Genomic DNA, 17,139 nt, shown 5'->3' on the forward strand with positions numbered 1-17,139 from the left:
TCTACGGACCGGGCGGACATAGGGAAGGGGCCGCCCATCGGGCGGCCCCTTTTCCTTGCCGCGGCCCCGCATGGCGCTCCTGCGCCGGTCCCGCCGCGGCGCCCGCGAAATTGCCGCAGGCAGCACGTGGTCGAGGGCTTGTCAAACAGGGCTCCCGGCCGTATACGCGCGCAACGACCTACGGGTCGTGAAGGGCGGGGTGATTCCCCGCCTTTTAGGTTCGATGAGGGTGCGGCGATGCGCGTCCATCCTCCTCTCAACCTCAACGCCAAAATAGGACTGTTCGATGAACCAGAACATCCGTATCCGGCTCAAGGCGTTCGACTACCGCGTCCTCGATGCATCGACGCAGGAAATCGTGAACACCGCCAAGCGCACCGGCGCTACCGTTCGCGGCCCGATCCCGCTGCCGAACAAGATTGAGAAATTCACCGTTCTGCGTGGCCCGCACGTGAACAAGAAATCCCGCGATCAGTTCGAGATCCGCACGCACAAGCGTCTGCTCGACATCGTCGATCCGACCCCGCAGACCGTGGACGCGCTGATGAAGCTCGACCTGGCGGCCGGCGTGGACGTCGAGATCAAGGTGTAAGGGGGCAGATGATGTTGCGCTCTGGAGTTATCGCAAAGAAAGTCGGCATGACCCGGCTTTTCATGGAAGACGGCAAGCAGATCCCTGTGACCGTCCTCCAACTCGAAGGTTGCCAGGTCGTCGCCCAGCGGACCGCTGAAAAGGACGGCTACAGCGCCGTTCAGCTCGGCGCCGGTGCGGCCAAGGCCAAGAACGTCTCGAAAGCCATGCGCGGCCACTTCGCCGCTGCCAAGGTCGAGCCGAAGCGGAAGATCGCGGAATTCCGCGTCGACGCAGAGAACCTCATCGCCGTCGGCGAAGAGATCTCGGCAGAGCACTACTTCGAAGGTCAGTATGTCGACGTTGCCGGCACGACCATCGGTAAAGGCTTTGCCGGTGCCATGAAGCGCCACAACTTCGGCGGTCTTCGTGCATCGCACGGCGTGTCGATCTCGCACCGTTCGCACGGTTCGACGGGTCAGTGTCAGGATCCGGGCAAGGTCTTCAAAGGCAAGAAAATGGCCGGCCACATGGGTGCCGTCCGTGTCACCACGCAGAACCTGCAGGTCGTGAAGACCGATGCCGATCGCGGCATCATCATGATCAAGGGCGCGGTGCCGGGCTCCAAAGGCGGCTGGGTGACCATCAAGGACGCCGTGAAGAAGCCGTTCCCCGAGAACGCTGCTCTGCCGGCCGGCCTGAAATCCGCTGCAGCTCCTGCTGAAGCCGCAGCCGAAGAGAAGGAAGGCGACGAATGAAACTCGACGTGATCAAACTCGACGGCGGTGCCGCGGGCGAAGTCGAGCTGACGGACGCGATCTTTGATCTCGAGCCGCGCGCCGACATTCTGCACCGTGTGGTTCGCTGGCAGCGTAACAAGGCCCAGGCCGGTACGCACAAGGTCAAGACCCGCTCGGAAGTGAGCTACTCGACCAAGAAGATCTATCGCCAGAAGGGCACCGGCGGCGCACGCCACGGCTCCCGCAAGGCGCCGATCTTCCGCAAGGGTGGTATCTACAAGGGTCCGACCCCGCGCAGCCACGCGCATGACCTGCCCAAGAAGGTCCGTGCTCTCGGCCTCAAGCTGGCCCTCTCGGCGAAAGCCAAGACCGGCTCGCTCGTGATCATCGAGAACGCAGAGACCGACGGCAAGACCAAGACGCTGGCGGCACAGGTGAAGAGCCTGGGCTGGAAGCGCGCTCTGGTGATCGACGGTGCCGCAGTGAACGAGGGCTTTGCCCGCGCCGCCGCGAACATCGAAGGTCTGGACGTGCTGCCCTCCGTCGGCGCCAACGTGTATGACATCCTCAAGCGTGACACCCTGGTGATCACCAAGGCGGGTGTCGAAGCTCTGGAGGCTCGACTGAAATGACCGCTAAGGCACAACACTACGACGTGATCCGCAAGCCGATCATCACCGAGAAAACCACCATGGTCGGCGAGAACGGCGTCGTGGTCTTCGAAGTGGCGATCGACTCGACCAAACCCCAGGTCAAGGAGGCCGTCGAGGCGCTCTTCGGCGTGAAGGTGAAGGCGGTCAACACCACCATCACCAAGGGCAAGGTGAAGCGTTTCCGCGGCCAGATCGGCAAGCGGAACGACGTCAAGAAGGCCTATGTGACCCTCGAAGAGGGCAACACGATCGACGTGACCACCGGTCTCTGATCGTCGCCTTCGACAAGTTCGGGAAAGCCCTCGCATCCGCGGGGGCTTTTCCTTTTGCCGGGCAGGGCAGGGGGACCCCCTTGTCGGAAACCCTCGCCAAATAAGGGCCCCAAGGCCGATTGCGACCCCGGATGCGCTTGACGTCATCCGACTCTTTGACTAGAGCAGGCCATCCGCAGCAGCCCCGGATTCGTCCGGGGCTTCGCGTTTTGTCGCCGGGCTTGTCCGGTGGCGCAGAGCCGGGGACCTTCGGGGCCCTATGACACGGCCACCTTCGGGGGGCTAAACTCCGGCAGGCCCGACACGCGGGCGCTGTCGCATTACAACGGAAGACAGAAAGCATGGCACTTAAGTCGTACAAGCCGACGACGCCGGGCCAGCGCGGGCTGGTGCTGATCGACCGTTCGGAGCTGTATAAAGGACGCCCCGTCAAAGCCCTCACCGAGGGTCTGACGAAATCGGGCGGCCGGAACAACACCGGACGGATCACCGCACGCCGCCGCGGCGGTGGCGCGAAGCGTCTCTATCGCATCGTGGACTTCAAGCGGAACAAGTTCGACGTGTCGGCCACCGTGGCCCGCATCGAATACGACCCGAACCGGACCGCATTCATCGCCCTCGTCCAGTATGACGACGGCGAGCAGGCCTACATCCTCGCGCCCCAGCGTCTCGCCATCGGCGACCGCGTGATCGCGTCGGCCAAGGCGGACATCAAGCCCGGTAACGCGATGCCCTTCTCGGGCATGCCGATCGGTACGATCGTCCACAACATCGAGCTGAAGCCCGGCAAGGGCGGCCAGATCGCACGCGCCGCGGGCACCTATGCCCAGTTCGTCGGCCGTGACGGTGGCTACGCTCAGATCCGCCTCTCCTCGGGCGAGCTGCGCATGGTTCGTCAGGAATGCATGGCCACCATCGGTGCCGTGTCGAACCCTGACAACTCGAACCAGAACCTCGGTAAAGCCGGTCGTAACCGCCACTATGGCAAGCGTCCGTCGGTCCGCGGCGTCGTTATGAACCCGATCGACCACCCGCACGGTGGTGGTGAGGGTCGTACCTCGGGTGGTCGTCACCCGGTGACCCCGTGGGGCAAGCCGACCAAGGGCAAGCGCACCCGCAACACCAACAAGGCGTCGCAGAAGCTGATCATCCGCTCGCGCCACGCTAAGAAGAAGGGGCGGTAATCCATGACGCGCTCTGTTTGGAAAGGCCCGTTCGTCGACGCCTACGTCCTGAAAAAGGCCGAGAAGGTTCGCGAATCTGGCAAGAACGAAGTCATCAAAATCTGGTCGCGCCGCTCGACGATCCTGCCCCAGTTCGTGGGTCTGACGTTCGCGGTCTACAACGGCCAGAAGCATGTTCCCGTCAATGTCACCGAAGACATGATCGGTCAGAAGTTCGGTGAGTACTCGCCGACCCGGACCTATTATGGCCACGCGGCTGACAAAAAAGCCAAGAGGAAGTAAGCCATGGGCAAGGATAAGAATCCCCGCCGCGTGGCGGACAACGAGGCGATGGCAAAGCTGCGCATGCTGCGCACTTCGCCCCAGAAGCTGAACCTGGTGGCCGCGCTGATCCGTGGCAAGAAGGTCGAGCGGGCCCTGACGGACCTGACCTTCTCGAAAAAGCGGATCGCAGTGGACGTGAAGAAATGCCTTCAGTCCGCAATCGCGAACGCCGAGAACAACCACGGGCTGGACGTTGACGAGCTGATCGTCGCGGAAGCCTTCGTGGGCAAGAACCTTGTGATGAAGCGCGGTCGTCCGCGTGCACGTGGTCGCTTCGGCCGCATCAACAAGCCGTTCTCGGAACTCACGATCAAGGTGCGTCAGGTCGAGGAGCAAGCCTAATGGGTAACAAGACCAATCCGATCGGCATGCGCCTCCAGGTCAACCGCACCTGGGACAGCCGCTGGTACGCCGACACCAAGGACTACGGTGATCTGCTTCTGGAAGACCTCGCGATCCGCGATTTCATCCACGAAGAGTGCAAGCAGGCCGGCGTCGCACGTGTGATCATCGAGCGTCCGCACAAGAAGTGCCGCGTCACGATCCACACCGCACGCCCCGGCGTCATCATCGGCAAGAAAGGCGCGGACATCGAAGTCCTGCGCAAGAAAATTGCCAAGATGACCGACAGCGAGCTGCACCTCAACATCGTTGAAGTGCGCAAGCCCGAGCTCGACGCCCGCCTCGTGGGTGAGAGCATCGCGCAGCAGCTCGAGCGCCGTGTGTCCTTCCGTCGTGCCATGAAGCGTGCCGTGCAGAACGCCATGCGCATGGGCGCCCTGGGCATCCGCGTGAACGTCGCTGGCCGTCTCGGTGGTGCCGAGATTGCTCGTACCGAGTGGTATCGCGAAGGTCGTGTGCCCCTGCACACCCTGCGCGCCGACATCGATTACTCGCACGTTGAAGCAACGACCCCCTATGGTATCATCGGGATCAAGGTCTGGATCTTCAAAGGCGAGATCATGGAGCATGACCCCGCAGCCCGCGACCGTAAGTCGGCGGAACTGCAGGACGGTCCGGCTCCGCGCGGCGCCATGGGCGGCCGTCGCTGAGGAGGTTTGAGAAATGCTTCAACCGAAACGCACTAAATTCCGGAAGATGTTCAAGGGCCGCATCAAAGGTGAGGCCAAGGGCGGTTCCGACCTGAACTTCGGCCACTTTGGCCTGAAGGCTCTTCAGCCCGAGCGTGTGACGGCTCGTCAGATCGAAGCGGCTCGCCGCGCGATGACCCGCCACATGAAACGTCAGGGCCGGGTCTGGATCCGTATCTTCCCGGACACCCCCGTGACCTCCAAACCCACCGAAGTTCGTATGGGTAAGGGTAAAGGTTCCGTGGATTACTGGGCTTGCAAAGTGAAGCCGGGCCGCGTGATGTTCGAGATCGACGGTGTTCCCGAGGACGTCGCCCGCGAGGCGCTGCGTCTGGCGGCGATGAAACTGCCGATCAAGTCGCGCGTCGTGGTTCGCGAGGACTGGTAATCCCTTCGGGATGACCGCATGACACAAACCCCCGCCGAGCGATCGGCGGGGGTTTTCCGTTCCACCCCGCGGGGCAGGGGAGACCCGCCGCCGCAACCTCATCAGGACAGTGCCATGGCCCAGATCCGCTCTCTCTTCGCCACCCGCCTCTACCGCGCACAGCTCTCCGAGTTCGGTCCCGCGATCGACGCCGACGAGCTCGAGGGCTCCTGCTATTCCATCGCCGAGGATGACGAGGCAGGGCAGGAATGGTGCGAGGCCAACGACTACCCCGGCTACACCTCCTACGCCTCGCTGACCGATCTGCCGTGGCGCTTCCCGATCTTTGGCGATCTGGTGAAATCTCTCGACGCCCATGTCGCGGCCTTCGCCGAGGACCTGGAGCTCGAGCTGGGCGACAAGAAGCTGGTGCTCGAGGATCTCTGGATCAACATTCTCCCCGAGGGCGGCACGCACAGCTCGCACATTCACCCGCATTCGGTGATCTCGGGCACGACCTATGTCTCGATGCCCGAGGGTGCCAGCGCGCTGAAGCTCGAGGATCCGCGCCTGCCGATGATGATGGCCGCCCCCACGCGCCGGAAGACCTGCCGCGAGGAGCTGAAGGCCTTCGTCTACGAGAAGCCTGCCGTGGCCGACGTGCTGCTCTGGGAGAGCTGGCTGCGCCACGAGGTGCCGATGAACATGTCCGAGGACGAGCGCATCTCGGTCAGCTTCAACTACAAGTGGGAGTGATCCCGCAACTTTCCGCAAGGGCAGGGGGCGGCGCGTCCGGCCCCCGCCAGGGACAAGCCCGGCATGCGCGATGGGCCTTGTTTTACAGGGTTGTCACGGTCGAGATTCTGGCCTATATCGCGCGCTCATCCACCTCCACCGGGAATCAGGGTGACCCGTAACACGACGGGGCTCTCCGGTGATGTTGACACAAAGGAGCGACCTTATGGACGCCAAAGAACTTGCGAACAAGACCCCGGACCAGCTCCGGGACGAGCTCGTCGCGCTGAAAAAGGAAGCGTTCAACCTGCGCTTCCAGAAAGCGACCGGCGCACTCGAGAACACCGCACGCATTCGCCAGGTGCGTCGCGACGTTGCCCGCGTCAACACCGTGCTGAACCAAAAAGCCGCCGGCGCGGCCGCAACCGAGTAAGGGAGGCTAACCTATGCCCAAGCGTATCCTGCAAGGCACCGTGACCTCCACGGCAAACGCACAGACCGTCACCGTTTCGGTCGAGCGTCGCTTCAAGCACCCGGTCATGCAAAAGACCATCCGTAAGTCCAAGAAGTACCGGGCTCACGACGAAGCTGAGAAATTCGCTGTTGGCGATACGGTCCGCATCATCGAATGCGCGCCGAAGTCCAAGACGAAGCGCTGGGAAGTCATCGCAGAGTAAACGTCCAAGCCCCGGTCGCCTGACCGGGGTCCAGGCGTTTTCCTGCGGTGGTGCCCAGCATCATCGAAACCCTGGGGGGTAGACCTAGAACAACCCCCAAAGGTCGGGAGAAACCAAATGATCCAGATGCAGACCAATCTGGATGTTGCTGACAATTCCGGTGCCCGGAAAGTTCAGTGCATCAAGGTCCTCGGCGGCTCGCATCGCCGCTACGCATCGGTCGGCGACATCATCGTCGTCTCGGTGAAAGAGGCCATTCCGCGCGGCCGCGTGAAGAAAGGTGACGTCCGCAAGGCCGTCGTCGTGCGCACCGCCAAGGAAGTTCGTCGTGAAGATGGCACGTCGATCCGCTTCGACCGCAACGCGGCCGTCATCCTGAACAACGCGGGCGAGCCGGTCGGCACCCGTATTTTCGGGCCGGTGGTTCGCGAGCTGCGCGCGAAGAACTTCATGAAGATCATCTCGCTCGCCCCGGAGGTGCTGTAATGGCTGCTAAACTCCGCAAAGGTGACAAGGTCGTCGTTCTGTCCGGCAAGGACAAGGGCAAGACCGGCACCATCGAGTCCGTCGATCCGAAAGCTGGCAAGGCTGTTGTCGGCGGCGTGAACATGGCCGTCCGTCACACCCGTCAGAGCCAGACCTCGCAGGGTGGCCGCATGCCGAAAGCCATGCCGCTCGACCTGTCGAACCTGGCGATCGTCGATGCCAACGGCAAGGCAACCCGCGTCGGCTTCCGCATGGAAGGTGACAAGAAGGTCCGCTTCGCCAAGACCACGGGGGACGTGATCGATGCTTGATACCGCGACCTACACGCCGCGTCTTAAGACGCAGTTCCGCGAGTCGATCAAAGCCGCTCTCATCGAAGAGTTCGGCTACAAGAACGCGATGCAGGTTCCTGCACTCGACAAGATCGTTCTGAACATCGGCTGCGGCGCAGAAGCCGTGCGCGACTCCAAGAAGGCGAAATCGGCTCAGGAAGACCTGACCCAGATCGCTGGCCAGCTGGCTGTCACCACCAAGGCAAAGAAGTCGATCGCCGGCTTCCGCGTCCGTGAAGACATGCCGCTCGGTGCCAAGGTCACGCTGCGTGGTGACCGGATGTACGACTTCCTCGATCGCCTGATCAACATCGCGATGCCGCGTATCCGCGACTTCCGTGGTGTGAAGCCGTCCTTCGACGGCCGTGGCAACTTCGCCATGGGCATCAAGGAGCACATCGTGTTCCCCGAAATCGAATTCGACAAGGTCGATGAGGTTTGGGGTATCGACGTGATCATCACCACGACCGCCAAGACCGACGCGGAAGCCAAGGCGCTGTTGAAGCATTTCAACATGCCCTTCAACGCCTGAGGAGCGAGACACATGGCCAAAAAATCCATGATCGAACGCGAGAAGAAGCGTCAGAAGCTGGTGGAGCAATACGCCGCCAAGCGCGCCGCTCTGAAAGAGATCGCGACCGACGAAAGCAAACCGATGGAAGAGCGCTTCAAGGCTCGCCTGGAACTGGCGAAACTCCCGCGCAACTCCTCGCCGACCCGTCTGCACAACCGTTGCCAACTGACCGGTCGTCCCCACGCTTACTACCGCAAGCTGAAGATCAGCCGTATCGCCCTGCGCGAACTCGGCTCGATGGGCCAGCTTCCCGGTGTGGTCAAGTCGAGCTGGTAAGGAGGGTATGAGATGAACGATCCTATCGGCGATATGCTCACCCGTATCCGTAACGCGCAGATGCGCGGCAAGTCGACCGTGTCGACCCCCGCATCGAAGCTCCGGGCCTGGGTGCTCGACGTCCTCGCGGACGAAGGCTTCATCCGCGGCTACGAAAAAGGCACCGACGAGCGCGGCCACGGCACGCTCGAGATCAGCCTGAAGTACTTCGACGGCACCCCCGTCATTCGCGAACTGAAGCGGGTCTCCAAGCCCGGTCGTCGCGTCTACATGGGTGTCAGTGACATCCCGCAGGTCCGCCAGGGCCTCGGCGTGTCGATTGTCAGCACGCCGAAGGGCGTGATGTCGGACGCAAATGCCCGCGCTGCCAATGTCGGCGGCGAGGTGCTCTGCACGGTCTTCTAAGGAGGGGCTTATGTCTCGTATTGGTAAAAAACCGGTCGAGCTGCCGTCGGGTGTTTCTGCATCCGTCTCCGGCCAGACCGTCGAAGTGAAGGGTCCGAAAGGCACCCAGACCTTCAACGCGACCGACGACGTGACCATCGCGGTCGAGGACAACGTCATCACTGTGGCTCCGCGCGGCAACTCGAAGCGCGCTCGCCAGCAGTGGGGCATGTCCCGCACCGTGATCGCGAACATGGTCCACGGTGTTCAGAACACCTTCAAGAAAGAGCTCGAGATCCAGGGTGTGGGTTACCGCGCCGCGGTCCAGGGTTCGACCTTGAAGCTGAACCTGGGCTACAGCCACGACGTGAACTTCGACATTCCCGCCGGCATCACGGTCACCACGCCGAAGCCGACCGAGATCATCATCGAAGGTCACGATCTCCAGGAAGTCGGTCAGGTTGCGGCGAACATCCGCGACTGGCGCCGCCCCGAGCCCTACAAAGGCAAGGGTATTCGCTATAAGGGCGAATACATCTTCGCCAAGGAAGGCAAGAAGAAGTAAGGACGCGAAACATGGCACTCAGCAAACGGGAACTGTTCCTCAAGCGCCGCCTGCGCGTCCGGAACAAGCTTCGCAAGGTCAACGCCGGGCGTGTACGCCTGTCGGTGCACCGTTCGAACAAGAACATCAGCGTGCAGCTGATCGACGACATCCAGGGCGTGACCCTGGCCTCGGCCTCCTCGCTCGAGAAGGATCTGGGCGTCGTCGGCAAAGGCACCGTGGAAGCCGCCCAGAAGGTCGGCACCGCGATCGCCGAGCGCGCGAAGAAAGCCGGTGTGGAAGAAGCCTACTTCGACCGCGGCGGTTTCCTCTTCCACGGTCGCGTCAAGGCTCTGGCCGACGCAGCCCGCGAAGCAGGTCTGAAAATCTGATCGTCGTGGCGGGCTTGCCCGCCGCATGATCGACAATCCGCAAGGCGGGGCTTGTTCCCGCCTTGCGCTTTTGCAGGCGGAAACGCCTCGATGATCCGGGATCCGTCCGACTTCGGTTCGGCGATCACCTGGATTGGTCAAATCGGTGCCGATGTGGCCCGGGCTCCGTTCCGGTCCGCCACGCGCCAACCTTAGATAAAGGGATGCCTGATGGCAGAACGTGAAAACCGCCGCGGGAACCGTCGCGAACGCGAGGAAGCCCCGGAATTCGCAGATCGCCTTGTCGCGATCAACCGCGTGTCCAAAACCGTCAAGGGCGGTAAGCGCTTCGGCTTCGCCGCGCTCGTCGTCGTCGGCGACCAGAAGGGCCGCGTCGGCTTCGGCAAGGGCAAGGCCAAGGAGGTCCCCGAGGCCATCCGCAAAGCCACCGAGCAAGCCAAGCGCAAGATGATTCGCGTGCCGCTGCGCGAAGGTCGTACGCTGCACCACGACATCGAAGGCCGTCACGGCGCTGGCCGTGTGGTGATGCGCACCGCTCCGCAAGGTACCGGTATCATCGCCGGTGGTCCGATGCGTGCCGTGTTCGAGATGCTGGGCGTGCACGACGTGGTCGCCAAGTCGATCGGCTCGCAGAACCCCTACAACATGATCCGCGCCACGCTGAACGCGCTGGAAAAGGTCAACTCGCCCCGCAGCGTCGCCCAGCGTCGCGGCAAGAAGGTGGCTGACATTCTCCCCAAGCGTGACGATGCCCCCGCGGAATCGTCGCAAGTGGCTGAGGAGGCCTGAGATCCATGGCTAAGACCATCGTTGTGAAGCAGATCGGCTCGCCGATCCGTCGCCCCGCCGTGCAGCGCCAGACACTGATCGGCCTGGGTCTGAACAAGATGAACAAGACCCGTGAGCTTGAGGACACCCCCGCCGTGCGCGGCATGGTTCGCAAGATCCCGCACCTGGTAGAGATCATCGAAGAGCGCGGCTGAGCCGTTCCTTCGCCAATCTCGGAAGCGCCCCGGACCTCATGCCGGGGCGTTTTCTTTTGCCCGACACCTTTTCGATGGCACTTCGCGCCGGGGTCAAATTTCTTCGGAGAAATTTGCAAAAGCCTTCGAAGGCTTTTGCCCGTTAACGCCGTGTTCACGCGAGAGTCCCGATACTGCGCTGCCGAAAGGCCGCGGTCTCTGCGAGCAATGGGCTAATCCCTTGCACCACGCTGCGCCGGACGCTATACGCCCCCGGTGTCCGACTCCCCGAGTCTGGCCACGAATCCTTAATCGTCTAATGCCGTGGTTGCTCCATCCGTCGCTTGGGGGGCACATCCGGCAAGGAGAAGCGACATGAAACTGCACGAACTGCGCGACAACGAAGGCGCAACCCGCTCCAAGAAACGCGTTGGCCGCGGCCCGGGCTCCGGCAAGGGCAAGACCGGTGGCCGTGGTATCAAGGGTCAGAAATCCCGCTCGGGCGTGGCCATCAACGGCTACGAAGGCGGCCAGATGCCCCTCTACCAGCGTCTTCCGAAGCGCGGCTTCAACAAGCCGAACCGGAAGTCCTACGCTGTCGTGAACCTGGGCCTGATCCAGAAATTCGTCGAAGCCGGCAAGCTCGAAGCCGCGTCGATCAACGAGGACACCCTGGTGTCGTCGGGCCTCGTCCGCCGCAAGCTCGACGGCATCCGCGTTCTCGCGAAAGGTGACGTCACGGCCGCCCTCACCATCGAGGTGACCGGCGCTTCGAAAGCCGCTGTCGAGGCGGTCGAGAAGGCAGGTGGCGCGCTGAAGACCGCAGTCGCGGCTGAATAAGCGGGTTGTGAGCGGCTCCTGAGCCGCTTACATAAGGCCCCATGTTTTCCACGAACGCCGCCGGAGCCGGAAAGCGCCCCGGCGGCGTTTCGTCTGAGAGAGGACCCTCATGGCATCCGCTGTGGAACAAATGGCCGCCAACACCAGCTGGGCGGCGCTCGGCAAGGCGACGGACCTTCGCAACCGTATCTTCTTCACGCTGGGGCTGCTGGTCGTCTACCGACTCGGCACCTACATCCCGGTTCCGGGCATCGACGGCACCGCACTGCGCCAGTTCATGGAGCAGGCAGGCCAGGGCATCGGCGGCATGGTGTCGATGTTCACCGGTGGCGCGCTTGGCCGCATGGGCATCTTCGCCCTCGGCATCATGCCCTACATTTCCGCCTCGATCATCGTGCAGCTCCTGACGGCCATGGTGCCGGCGCTCGAGCAGCTGAAGAAAGAGGGCGAGCAGGGCCGCAAGAAGATCAACCAATACACCCGCTACGGCACCGTCGCGCTGGCGCTGTTCCAGGCCTACGGCCTGGCTGTCAGCCTCGAGGCCGGCGATCTGGCGCATGATCCGGGCTGGTATTTCCGCGCTGCCGTGGTGATCACCCTTGTCGGCGGCACCATGTTCCTGATGTGGATCGGCGAGCAGATCACCGCCCGCGGCATCGGCAACGGCATCTCTCTCATCATCTTCGTCGGTATCGTCGCCGAGATCCCCGCAGCCCTGGCGCAATTCTTTGCCTCGGGCCGTTCGGGTGCGATCTCGCCCGCGGTGATCGTCGGTGTGATCCTCATGGTCGTCGCGGTGATCATGTTCGTGGTGTTCATGGAACGGGCCCTGCGCAAGATCACCATCCAGTACCCGCGCCGCCAGGTCGGCATGCGGATGACCGAGGCGCAGCAATCGCACCTGCCGATCAAGGTGAACCCGGCGGGGGTGATCCCGGCGATCTTCGCCTCGTCGCTGCTGCTGCTGCCGACGACGATCGCGACCTTCAGCCAGGCCGGCTCCACCGGTCCGATCATGTCGACCATCCTGGCCTACTTCGGTCCGGGCCAGCCGCTCTACCTGGTGTTCTTTGCCGCGATGATCTGCTTCTTCGCCTACTTCTACACCCATAACGTGTCGTTCAAGACCGATGAGGTGGCGGACAACCTGAAGAACCAGAACGGCTTCATCCCCGGTATCCGTCCCGGCAAGAGGACCGCGGAACATCTGGAATACGTGGTCAACCGCGTGCTCGTGCTCGGCGCGGCCTATCTGACGCTGGTCTGCCTGATGCCCGAGATCCTGCGCTCGCAGTTCGCGATCCCGTTCTACTTCGGCGGCACCTCGGTGCTGATCGTCGTCTCGGTGACGATGGACACGATCCAGCAGATCCAGAGCCACCTGCTCGCTCATCAATATGAAGGCCTGATCCAGCGCTCGCAGCTTCGCGGCAAGGGCAAGGCACGCAAACGGAAGGGACCCGCACGGCGATGAACATCATTCTTCTTGGACCGCCCGGCGCAGGCAAAGGCACTCAGGCCCGGATCCTCGTGGACGAACGCGGCATGATCCAGCTCTCGACGGGCGACATGCTGCGCGAGGCGAAGGACAGCGGCACCGAGATGGGCAAGAAGGTCGCCGACGTGATGGCACGCGGCGAGCTCGTCACCGACGAGATCGTCATCGGCCTGATCCGCGAGAAGCTCGAAGCCAACCCCACCGCGGGCTACATCTTCGACGGCTTCCCGCGCACGCTCAAGCAGGCGGACGCACTGTCCGAGCTGCTGGAAGAGCAGGGTCAGAGTCTCGACAAGGTGGTCGAACTGCGGGTGAACGACGATGCGCTGGTCGAGCGCATCACCGCGCGTTCCACATGCGGCAGCTGCGGTGAGGTCTACAACGACAACACCAAGCCGATCCCGGCGGACGGCAAATGCAGCGTCTGCGGCGGCACCGAGTTCAAGCGTCGCGCCGACGACAATGCCCAGGCGCTGCAGAAGCGCCTGATGGAGTACTACAAGCAGACCTCGCCGCTGATCGGCTACTACTATGCCAAGGGTCAGCACAGCCGCGTCGACGGGCTGGGCGAGATCGGCGACGTGAAATCGGCCATCGCCGAAAAACTCGACGCCTGAGCCGAACCTCCCCCGGAGTACCTTCGTCTTGGCGAAGGTACTCCGGGGGAGCGCGCGCCACCGGACCGGCATAGCGTCCCCTCTTTTTCGTCCTATCCCGCCACCGCGATCTCGCGCACCCGATCGAGGACCAGCGTAAGGTTGCGGCCCTCGCTTGCGAACCGGTGCCGCAGGAACGTGGTGTCCTCGGCCGAGAGTGCGCCGTAGCACATCGTCCAGTTCGCAAAACTCCGCACCGGGACCCGCCGGTTGATCCGCTCGATGACTCCGAAGTGCCTGGGATCGCGGCGGATCAGTTCGAACAGCGTCCGAACGGTCTCCTTTGCGCCCTCGAGAACCTGGCAGAAGCCGTGTTCCTCGCGCAGCAGGCACCCGGTCACCCCAAGCAACTGATTGTTGGCGAGAGCGGCCGTAAGGATGTCGATGTCCGACGCGTCGCCGCGCGGCGCGGCGGACCGGCTGGTGTAGAGAAGCTGATAGATCATCCGAGGCGGCGATCTTTGAAAGGCGCGGTCGGATGGCCGGGCATGGAGGGGGTCCGGAGCGGCGACGTCGCCGATCGCGAGCAGCTTGTGAACGCGGGGAGGGTTGTCGTGGCCTTCATGAAACGGTAAACGGATTGCGTGCATGGATGGTTCCGAAATGGGTCTTGACGCCCTTTCCGAATCCTCATACCCACTCCCATCTCTTACAGAGACTCAGTTTGTGAGCCGGGCCGCGCCTGTCTTGCAGATTACCTCATCAGCGGAAAGCCCGGTGACGTGTATGCGTTCCGGGCTCATGTTGTGAAAAAAGGTTCTGGAGCTACGGAACCGCAACGAAAGGAATAGACACTTGGCACGTATTGCCGGCGTTAACATCCCGACTAACAAGCGGGTGCCCATCGCCCTGACTTACATCACCGGTATCGGCCCGACCTCGGCCCAGGCCATCTGCGAAGCCGTGAACATCGACGCGACCCGTCGTGTGAACGAGCTGTCGGATGCCGAAGTTCTGGCGATCCGCGAGCACATCGACGCGAACTACACCGTCGAAGGCGACCTGCGCCGTGAGACGCAGATGAACATCAAGCGCCTGATGGACCTCGGCTGCTACCGCGGCCTGCGTCACCGTCGCAACCTCCCGGTTCGCGGTCAGCGTACCCACACCAACGCTCGTACCCGCAAGGGCCCGGCGAAGCCGATTGCCGGCAAGAAGAAATAAGGGAGGCTGACCAATGGCACGTGATACCCGTCGCGGAGGCAAGAAGAAGGTCTCCAAGAACATCGCCGCTGGCGTGGCGCATGTTAACTCGTCGTTCAACAACACCAAGATCCTGATCTCGGACGTGCAGGGCAACGCGATCTCCTGGTCGTCCGCCGGCACCATGGGCTTCAAGGGTTCGCGTAAATCGACCCCCTACGCTGCCCAGCTCGCCGCCGAAGACGCTGGCCGCAAGGCGCAGGAACACGGTGTGAAGACGCTTGAAGTCGAAGTTCAGGGCCCGGGTTCGGGTCGTGAATCGGCTCTGCGCGCACTGGCTGCCGTGGGCTTCAACATCACGTCGATCCGCGACGTGACGCCGATCGCTCACAACGGCTGCCGTCCGCCGAAGCGTCGTCGCGTCTGATCGAACTTAATTGAGGGGTGGGGCCTCGCCATGCGCGCGGGGCCCTACCTTCGTCATTTCAACCTCGGGCGTCCGCGCCTTTGGACATGGGGCACGGACTGGAATGGAGGGACGCATGATCCACAAGAACTGGGCTGAACTTATCAAGCCGACCCAGCTGGAGGTTCGCCCCGGCGCCGATCCTACCCGCGTTGCGACCCTCGTCGCGGAACCGCTCGAGCGTGGCTTCGGCCTGACTCTGGGCAACGCGCTGCGTCGGGTCCTGCTGTCGAGCCTTCAGGGTGCGGCAATCACCTCCGTGCAGATCGACAACGTTCTGCACGAGTTTTCGTCGGTCGCCGGCGTGCGGGAAGATGTCACCGACATCATCCTGAATCTCAAGGGCGTGGCTCTCCGCATGGAAGTCGAAGGCCCGAAGCGCCTCTCCCTGACCGCAAAAGGTCCGGGCGTGGTGACGGCTGCCGATATCACCGAGACCGCCGGCATCGACGTGCTGAACAAGGACCACGTGATCTGCCACCTCGACGAGGGTGCGGACTTCTACGTGGAACTGACCGTCAACACCGGCAAGGGCTACGTTTCGGCTGACAAGAACAAGCCGGAAGATGCACCCATCGGCCTCATCCCGATCGACGCGATCTACTCGCCGGTCAAGAAGGTGGCCTATGACGTGCAGCCGACCCGTGAGGGCCAGGTTCTCGACTACGACAAGCTGACCATGAAGGTCGAGACCGATGGTTCGGTCACGCCCGAGGACGCGATCGCCTTTGCGGCCCGCATCCTGCAGGACCAGCTGTCGATCTTCGTGAACTTCGAAGAGCCCGAGTCGGCCGGCCGTCAGGACGACGACGATGGCCTCGAGTTCAACCCGCTCCTCCTCAAGAAGGTGGACGAGCTGGAACTCTCGGTGCGTTCGGCAAACTGCCTCAAGAACGACAACATCGTCTACATCGGCGATCTCATCCAGAAGACCGAAGCCGAGATGCTCCGCACCCCGAACTTCGGCCGGAAGTCGCTCAACGAGATCAAGGAAGTGCTGTCGGGCATGGGCCTGCACCTTGGCATGGATGTCGAGGACTGGCCGCCGGACAACATCGAAGATCTGGCAAAGAAGCTGGAAGACCAGTTCTGAGCCACTCAGTGATAGGGGGCGGGGGAAACCCCGCCCCTTTGACCGGGCACTGTGCCCCAAGGTGAGGGTCCCGCACGCATGGGATCCCGGACAAAGTAAAACACGTATCTGGAGATAGAAAATGCGTCACGCAAAAGGTTACCGCCGCCTGAACCGTACCCACGAGCACCGCAAGGCGCTCTGGGCAAACATGGCCGGCTCGCTCATCGAGCATGAGCAGATCAAGACCACCCTGCCCAAGGCAAAAGAACTCCGCCGCGTTGTGGAGAAGCTCGTCACCCTCGGCAAGCGCGGCGACATGCACGCCCGCCGTCAGGCTGGCGCGCAGCTCAAGCAGGACATGCACGTTGCCAAGCTCTTCGAAGTGCTCGGCCCGCGCTATGCAGAACGCCAGGGCGGCTACGTCCGTATCCTGAAAGCCGGCTTCCGCTATGGTGACATGGCTCCGATGGCAATCATCGAGTTCGTCGACCGCGACGTCTCGGCCAAGGGCGCAGCCGACAAGGCCCGCCTGGAAGCCGAAGAGGCTCTGGCAGACGCCGAATAAGATATCCTCTCCACCGGAGAGACTGGGCCCTGCCGGAGACGGTGGGGCTCTTTTCTTTTGCGCCGCGCCCGCGGAAGCAATGAGTATTTTAGGAAAGGTTTGAGCGCGGACAGGGTGGCAGGCTGCGTATTTGTTGAACAATGAAAGCCGGGGCGTGTCGTGATAATTCTGGAAAGGGGCGCATAACTGCTTGCGGCTGAAGGAAAGCCAAAGCTAGGTGCGGACAACCCCATTCCCTTTAGGAAGGACAGAGACATGAGAACCCGCGCAGCTGTTGCCCTTGAGGCCGGAAAGCCGCTTGAGATCATGGAGGTCGAGCTCGACGGACCGAA

29 protein-coding genes are annotated in these 17,139 nt (G+C 62.6%); 28 read left to right on the forward strand and 1 reads right to left on the reverse strand.

Annotated elements, in window-relative coordinates; all coding sequences use genetic code 11:
- Window positions 1-286 precede the first annotated feature (286 nt).
- The 24 genes from rpsJ to IQ782_RS28690 all read left to right on the forward strand — a co-directional run bounded on the left by rpsJ (window position 287) and on the right by IQ782_RS28690 (window position 13,519).
- Window positions 287-592: a 30S ribosomal protein S10 gene (gene rpsJ, locus IQ782_RS28575; protein ID WP_066104052.1), complete on the forward strand. Its 306-nt coding sequence runs from the start codon at window positions 287-289 to the stop codon at window positions 590-592.
- An 11-nt stretch (window positions 593-603) separates the two neighbouring features.
- The gene (gene rplC / locus IQ782_RS28580) at window positions 604-1,329 is read left to right on the forward strand and encodes a 50S ribosomal protein L3 (RefSeq protein WP_194138094.1); all 726 of its coding nucleotides are present in this window, start codon (window positions 604-606) and stop codon (window positions 1,327-1,329) included.
- Window positions 1,326-1,943, forward strand: coding sequence for a 50S ribosomal protein L4 (rplD, locus tag IQ782_RS28585; protein ID WP_092424766.1), 618 nt, complete (start codon window positions 1,326-1,328; stop codon window positions 1,941-1,943). The genes rplC and rplD overlap by 4 nt, the downstream gene beginning before the upstream one ends.
- The gene (locus IQ782_RS28590; protein ID WP_194138079.1) at window positions 1,940-2,236 is read left to right on the forward strand and encodes a 50S ribosomal protein L23; all 297 of its coding nucleotides are present in this window, start codon (window positions 1,940-1,942) and stop codon (window positions 2,234-2,236) included. The genes rplD and IQ782_RS28590 overlap by 4 nt, the downstream gene beginning before the upstream one ends.
- A 341-nt stretch (window positions 2,237-2,577) precedes the next feature.
- On the forward strand, window positions 2,578-3,420 hold the full coding sequence (gene rplB, locus IQ782_RS28595; protein WP_164185232.1) for a 50S ribosomal protein L2: 843 nt from the start codon (window positions 2,578-2,580) through the stop codon (window positions 3,418-3,420).
- A 3-nt stretch (window positions 3,421-3,423) separates the two neighbouring features.
- Window positions 3,424-3,702, forward strand: coding sequence for a 30S ribosomal protein S19 (gene rpsS, locus IQ782_RS28600; protein WP_092424770.1), 279 nt, complete (start codon window positions 3,424-3,426; stop codon window positions 3,700-3,702).
- A 3-nt stretch (window positions 3,703-3,705) separates the two neighbouring features.
- Complete coding sequence (rplV, locus tag IQ782_RS28605) at window positions 3,706-4,086, forward strand: 50S ribosomal protein L22 (protein ID WP_194138080.1); 381 nt, start codon at window positions 3,706-3,708, stop codon at window positions 4,084-4,086.
- Window positions 4,086-4,796 (forward strand): 30S ribosomal protein S3, encoded by a 711-nt coding sequence (gene rpsC / locus IQ782_RS28610; protein WP_194138081.1) that lies wholly within the window; start codon window positions 4,086-4,088, stop codon window positions 4,794-4,796. The genes rplV and rpsC overlap by 1 nt, the downstream gene beginning before the upstream one ends.
- A gap of 13 nt (window positions 4,797-4,809) precedes the next feature.
- Entirely contained in the window at window positions 4,810-5,223 is a 414-nt protein-coding gene (gene rplP, locus IQ782_RS28615) for a 50S ribosomal protein L16 (RefSeq protein ID WP_095880736.1), read from the forward strand.
- A gap of 114 nt (window positions 5,224-5,337) precedes the next feature.
- Window positions 5,338-5,958, forward strand: coding sequence for a 2OG-Fe(II) oxygenase family protein (locus IQ782_RS28620; protein ID WP_194138082.1), 621 nt, complete (start codon window positions 5,338-5,340; stop codon window positions 5,956-5,958).
- Between the two features lie 205 nt (window positions 5,959-6,163).
- Window positions 6,164-6,370, forward strand: coding sequence for a 50S ribosomal protein L29 (rpmC, locus tag IQ782_RS28625; protein WP_066104080.1), 207 nt, complete (start codon window positions 6,164-6,166; stop codon window positions 6,368-6,370).
- A gap of 13 nt (window positions 6,371-6,383) precedes the next feature.
- A complete protein-coding gene (gene rpsQ, locus IQ782_RS28630; protein WP_095880734.1) occupies window positions 6,384-6,614 on the forward strand; it encodes a 30S ribosomal protein S17 in 231 nt (76 codons plus the stop codon).
- A gap of 117 nt (window positions 6,615-6,731) precedes the next feature.
- Window positions 6,732-7,100, forward strand: coding sequence for a 50S ribosomal protein L14 (rplN, locus tag IQ782_RS28635; protein WP_023851005.1), 369 nt, complete (start codon window positions 6,732-6,734; stop codon window positions 7,098-7,100).
- Window positions 7,100-7,411, forward strand: coding sequence for a 50S ribosomal protein L24 (gene rplX / locus IQ782_RS28640; RefSeq protein ID WP_194138083.1), 312 nt, complete (start codon window positions 7,100-7,102; stop codon window positions 7,409-7,411). The genes rplN and rplX overlap by 1 nt, the downstream gene beginning before the upstream one ends.
- Entirely contained in the window at window positions 7,404-7,964 is a 561-nt protein-coding gene (rplE, locus tag IQ782_RS28645; protein ID WP_194138084.1) for a 50S ribosomal protein L5, read from the forward strand. Before rplX ends, rplE begins: the two co-directional genes overlap by 8 nt.
- A gap of 12 nt (window positions 7,965-7,976) precedes the next feature.
- Window positions 7,977-8,282 (forward strand): 30S ribosomal protein S14, encoded by a 306-nt coding sequence (gene rpsN, locus IQ782_RS28650; RefSeq protein ID WP_095880732.1) that lies wholly within the window; start codon window positions 7,977-7,979, stop codon window positions 8,280-8,282.
- 12 nt (window positions 8,283-8,294) lie between these two features.
- On the forward strand, window positions 8,295-8,687 hold the full coding sequence (gene rpsH, locus IQ782_RS28655) for a 30S ribosomal protein S8 (RefSeq protein ID WP_194138085.1): 393 nt from the start codon (window positions 8,295-8,297) through the stop codon (window positions 8,685-8,687).
- 10 nt (window positions 8,688-8,697) lie between these two features.
- Complete coding sequence (gene rplF, locus IQ782_RS28660) at window positions 8,698-9,231, forward strand: 50S ribosomal protein L6 (protein ID WP_194138086.1); 534 nt, start codon at window positions 8,698-8,700, stop codon at window positions 9,229-9,231.
- Between the two features lie 11 nt (window positions 9,232-9,242).
- Window positions 9,243-9,602 carry a 50S ribosomal protein L18 gene (rplR, locus tag IQ782_RS28665; RefSeq protein ID WP_194138087.1) on the forward strand — a complete coding sequence of 120 codons (360 nt, stop codon included), beginning with the start codon at window positions 9,243-9,245 and terminating at the stop codon, window positions 9,600-9,602.
- A 210-nt stretch (window positions 9,603-9,812) separates the two neighbouring features.
- Complete coding sequence (rpsE, locus tag IQ782_RS28670; protein WP_095880728.1) at window positions 9,813-10,391, forward strand: 30S ribosomal protein S5; 579 nt, start codon at window positions 9,813-9,815, stop codon at window positions 10,389-10,391.
- A 5-nt stretch (window positions 10,392-10,396) separates the two neighbouring features.
- Window positions 10,397-10,585, forward strand: coding sequence for a 50S ribosomal protein L30 (gene rpmD / locus IQ782_RS28675; RefSeq protein ID WP_066104107.1), 189 nt, complete (start codon window positions 10,397-10,399; stop codon window positions 10,583-10,585).
- A gap of 354 nt (window positions 10,586-10,939) precedes the next feature.
- On the forward strand, window positions 10,940-11,404 hold the full coding sequence (rplO, locus tag IQ782_RS28680) for a 50S ribosomal protein L15 (RefSeq protein ID WP_194138088.1): 465 nt from the start codon (window positions 10,940-10,942) through the stop codon (window positions 11,402-11,404).
- A gap of 109 nt (window positions 11,405-11,513) precedes the next feature.
- Window positions 11,514-12,878, forward strand: a complete 1,365-nt coding sequence (gene secY, locus IQ782_RS28685; protein WP_194138089.1) for a preprotein translocase subunit SecY — start codon at window positions 11,514-11,516, stop codon at window positions 12,876-12,878.
- Window positions 12,875-13,519 (forward strand): adenylate kinase, encoded by a 645-nt coding sequence (locus IQ782_RS28690; RefSeq protein WP_194138090.1) that lies wholly within the window; start codon window positions 12,875-12,877, stop codon window positions 13,517-13,519. Before secY ends, IQ782_RS28690 begins: the two co-directional genes overlap by 4 nt.
- Window positions 13,520-13,611: 92 nt before the next feature.
- Here the strand turns inward: IQ782_RS28690 and IQ782_RS28695 are convergent, their stop codons facing one another.
- Window positions 13,612-14,148: a BLUF domain-containing protein gene (locus tag IQ782_RS28695; RefSeq protein WP_194138091.1), complete on the reverse strand. Its 537-nt coding sequence runs from the start codon at window positions 14,146-14,148 to the stop codon at window positions 13,612-13,614.
- 205 nt (window positions 14,149-14,353) lie between these two features.
- On the opposite strand from IQ782_RS28695, the gene rpsM reads away from it, so the two are divergent.
- From rpsM to rplQ, 4 genes are all read left to right on the forward strand, one after another.
- On the forward strand, window positions 14,354-14,722 hold the full coding sequence (gene rpsM / locus IQ782_RS28700; RefSeq protein WP_194138092.1) for a 30S ribosomal protein S13: 369 nt from the start codon (window positions 14,354-14,356) through the stop codon (window positions 14,720-14,722).
- Window positions 14,723-14,735: 13 nt separating this feature from the next.
- The gene (gene rpsK / locus IQ782_RS28705; RefSeq protein ID WP_072780049.1) at window positions 14,736-15,128 is read left to right on the forward strand and encodes a 30S ribosomal protein S11; all 393 of its coding nucleotides are present in this window, start codon (window positions 14,736-14,738) and stop codon (window positions 15,126-15,128) included.
- Window positions 15,129-15,243: 115 nt separating this feature from the next.
- Entirely contained in the window at window positions 15,244-16,260 is a 1,017-nt protein-coding gene (locus IQ782_RS28710) for a DNA-directed RNA polymerase subunit alpha (RefSeq protein WP_095881762.1), read from the forward strand.
- A gap of 121 nt (window positions 16,261-16,381) precedes the next feature.
- Window positions 16,382-16,807, forward strand: coding sequence for a 50S ribosomal protein L17 (rplQ, locus tag IQ782_RS28715; protein ID WP_194138093.1), 426 nt, complete (start codon window positions 16,382-16,384; stop codon window positions 16,805-16,807).
- The last annotated feature ends 332 nt before the right edge of the window (window positions 16,808-17,139 follow it).

Origin of the sequence: Salipiger mangrovisoli (assembly GCF_015223355.1) — a bacterium.
GTDB classification, from domain to species: Bacteria; Pseudomonadota; Alphaproteobacteria; order Rhodobacterales; family Rhodobacteraceae; genus Salipiger; species Salipiger mangrovisoli.

What these genes read in the sequence shown, in the direction of transcription:
- IQ782_RS28690 (WP_194138090.1), top strand. Translation starts at nt 12,875, where the DNA reads ATGAACATCATTCTTCTTGGACCGCCCGGCGCAGGCAAAGGCACTCAG.
- rplR (WP_194138087.1), top strand. Translation starts at nt 9,243, where the DNA reads ATGGCACTCAGCAAACGGGAACTGTTCCTCAAGCGCCGCCTGCGCGTC.
- rplF (WP_194138086.1), top strand. Translation starts at nt 8,698, where the DNA reads ATGTCTCGTATTGGTAAAAAACCGGTCGAGCTGCCGTCGGGTGTTTCT.
- rpsJ (WP_066104052.1), top strand. Translation starts at nt 287, where the DNA reads ATGAACCAGAACATCCGTATCCGGCTCAAGGCGTTCGACTACCGCGTC.
- rpsC (WP_194138081.1), top strand. Translation starts at nt 4,086, where the DNA reads ATGGGTAACAAGACCAATCCGATCGGCATGCGCCTCCAGGTCAACCGC.
- IQ782_RS28695 (WP_194138091.1), bottom strand. Translation starts at nt 14,148, where the DNA reads ATGCACGCAATCCGTTTACCGTTTCATGAAGGCCACGACAACCCTCCC.
- IQ782_RS28590 (WP_194138079.1), top strand. Translation starts at nt 1,940, where the DNA reads ATGACCGCTAAGGCACAACACTACGACGTGATCCGCAAGCCGATCATC.
- rplQ (WP_194138093.1), top strand. Translation starts at nt 16,382, where the DNA reads ATGCGTCACGCAAAAGGTTACCGCCGCCTGAACCGTACCCACGAGCAC.
- IQ782_RS28620 (WP_194138082.1), top strand. Translation starts at nt 5,338, where the DNA reads ATGGCCCAGATCCGCTCTCTCTTCGCCACCCGCCTCTACCGCGCACAG.
- rplO (WP_194138088.1), top strand. Translation starts at nt 10,940, where the DNA reads ATGAAACTGCACGAACTGCGCGACAACGAAGGCGCAACCCGCTCCAAG.
- rplC (WP_194138094.1), top strand. Translation starts at nt 604, where the DNA reads ATGTTGCGCTCTGGAGTTATCGCAAAGAAAGTCGGCATGACCCGGCTT.
- secY (WP_194138089.1), top strand. Translation starts at nt 11,514, where the DNA reads ATGGCATCCGCTGTGGAACAAATGGCCGCCAACACCAGCTGGGCGGCG.
- rpmC (WP_066104080.1), top strand. Translation starts at nt 6,164, where the DNA reads ATGGACGCCAAAGAACTTGCGAACAAGACCCCGGACCAGCTCCGGGAC.
- rpsQ (WP_095880734.1), top strand. Translation starts at nt 6,384, where the DNA reads ATGCCCAAGCGTATCCTGCAAGGCACCGTGACCTCCACGGCAAACGCA.
- IQ782_RS28710 (WP_095881762.1), top strand. Translation starts at nt 15,244, where the DNA reads ATGATCCACAAGAACTGGGCTGAACTTATCAAGCCGACCCAGCTGGAG.
- rplV (WP_194138080.1), top strand. Translation starts at nt 3,706, where the DNA reads ATGGGCAAGGATAAGAATCCCCGCCGCGTGGCGGACAACGAGGCGATG.
- rplD (WP_092424766.1), top strand. Translation starts at nt 1,326, where the DNA reads ATGAAACTCGACGTGATCAAACTCGACGGCGGTGCCGCGGGCGAAGTC.
- rplB (WP_164185232.1), top strand. Translation starts at nt 2,578, where the DNA reads ATGGCACTTAAGTCGTACAAGCCGACGACGCCGGGCCAGCGCGGGCTG.
- rplX (WP_194138083.1), top strand. Translation starts at nt 7,100, where the DNA reads ATGGCTGCTAAACTCCGCAAAGGTGACAAGGTCGTCGTTCTGTCCGGC.
- rpmD (WP_066104107.1), top strand. Translation starts at nt 10,397, where the DNA reads ATGGCTAAGACCATCGTTGTGAAGCAGATCGGCTCGCCGATCCGTCGC.
- rpsN (WP_095880732.1), top strand. Translation starts at nt 7,977, where the DNA reads ATGGCCAAAAAATCCATGATCGAACGCGAGAAGAAGCGTCAGAAGCTG.
- rpsH (WP_194138085.1), top strand. Translation starts at nt 8,295, where the DNA reads ATGAACGATCCTATCGGCGATATGCTCACCCGTATCCGTAACGCGCAG.
- rpsS (WP_092424770.1), top strand. Translation starts at nt 3,424, where the DNA reads ATGACGCGCTCTGTTTGGAAAGGCCCGTTCGTCGACGCCTACGTCCTG.
- rplP (WP_095880736.1), top strand. Translation starts at nt 4,810, where the DNA reads ATGCTTCAACCGAAACGCACTAAATTCCGGAAGATGTTCAAGGGCCGC.
- rpsE (WP_095880728.1), top strand. Translation starts at nt 9,813, where the DNA reads ATGGCAGAACGTGAAAACCGCCGCGGGAACCGTCGCGAACGCGAGGAA.
- rpsK (WP_072780049.1), top strand. Translation starts at nt 14,736, where the DNA reads ATGGCACGTGATACCCGTCGCGGAGGCAAGAAGAAGGTCTCCAAGAAC.
- rplE (WP_194138084.1), top strand. Translation starts at nt 7,404, where the DNA reads ATGCTTGATACCGCGACCTACACGCCGCGTCTTAAGACGCAGTTCCGC.
- rplN (WP_023851005.1), top strand. Translation starts at nt 6,732, where the DNA reads ATGATCCAGATGCAGACCAATCTGGATGTTGCTGACAATTCCGGTGCC.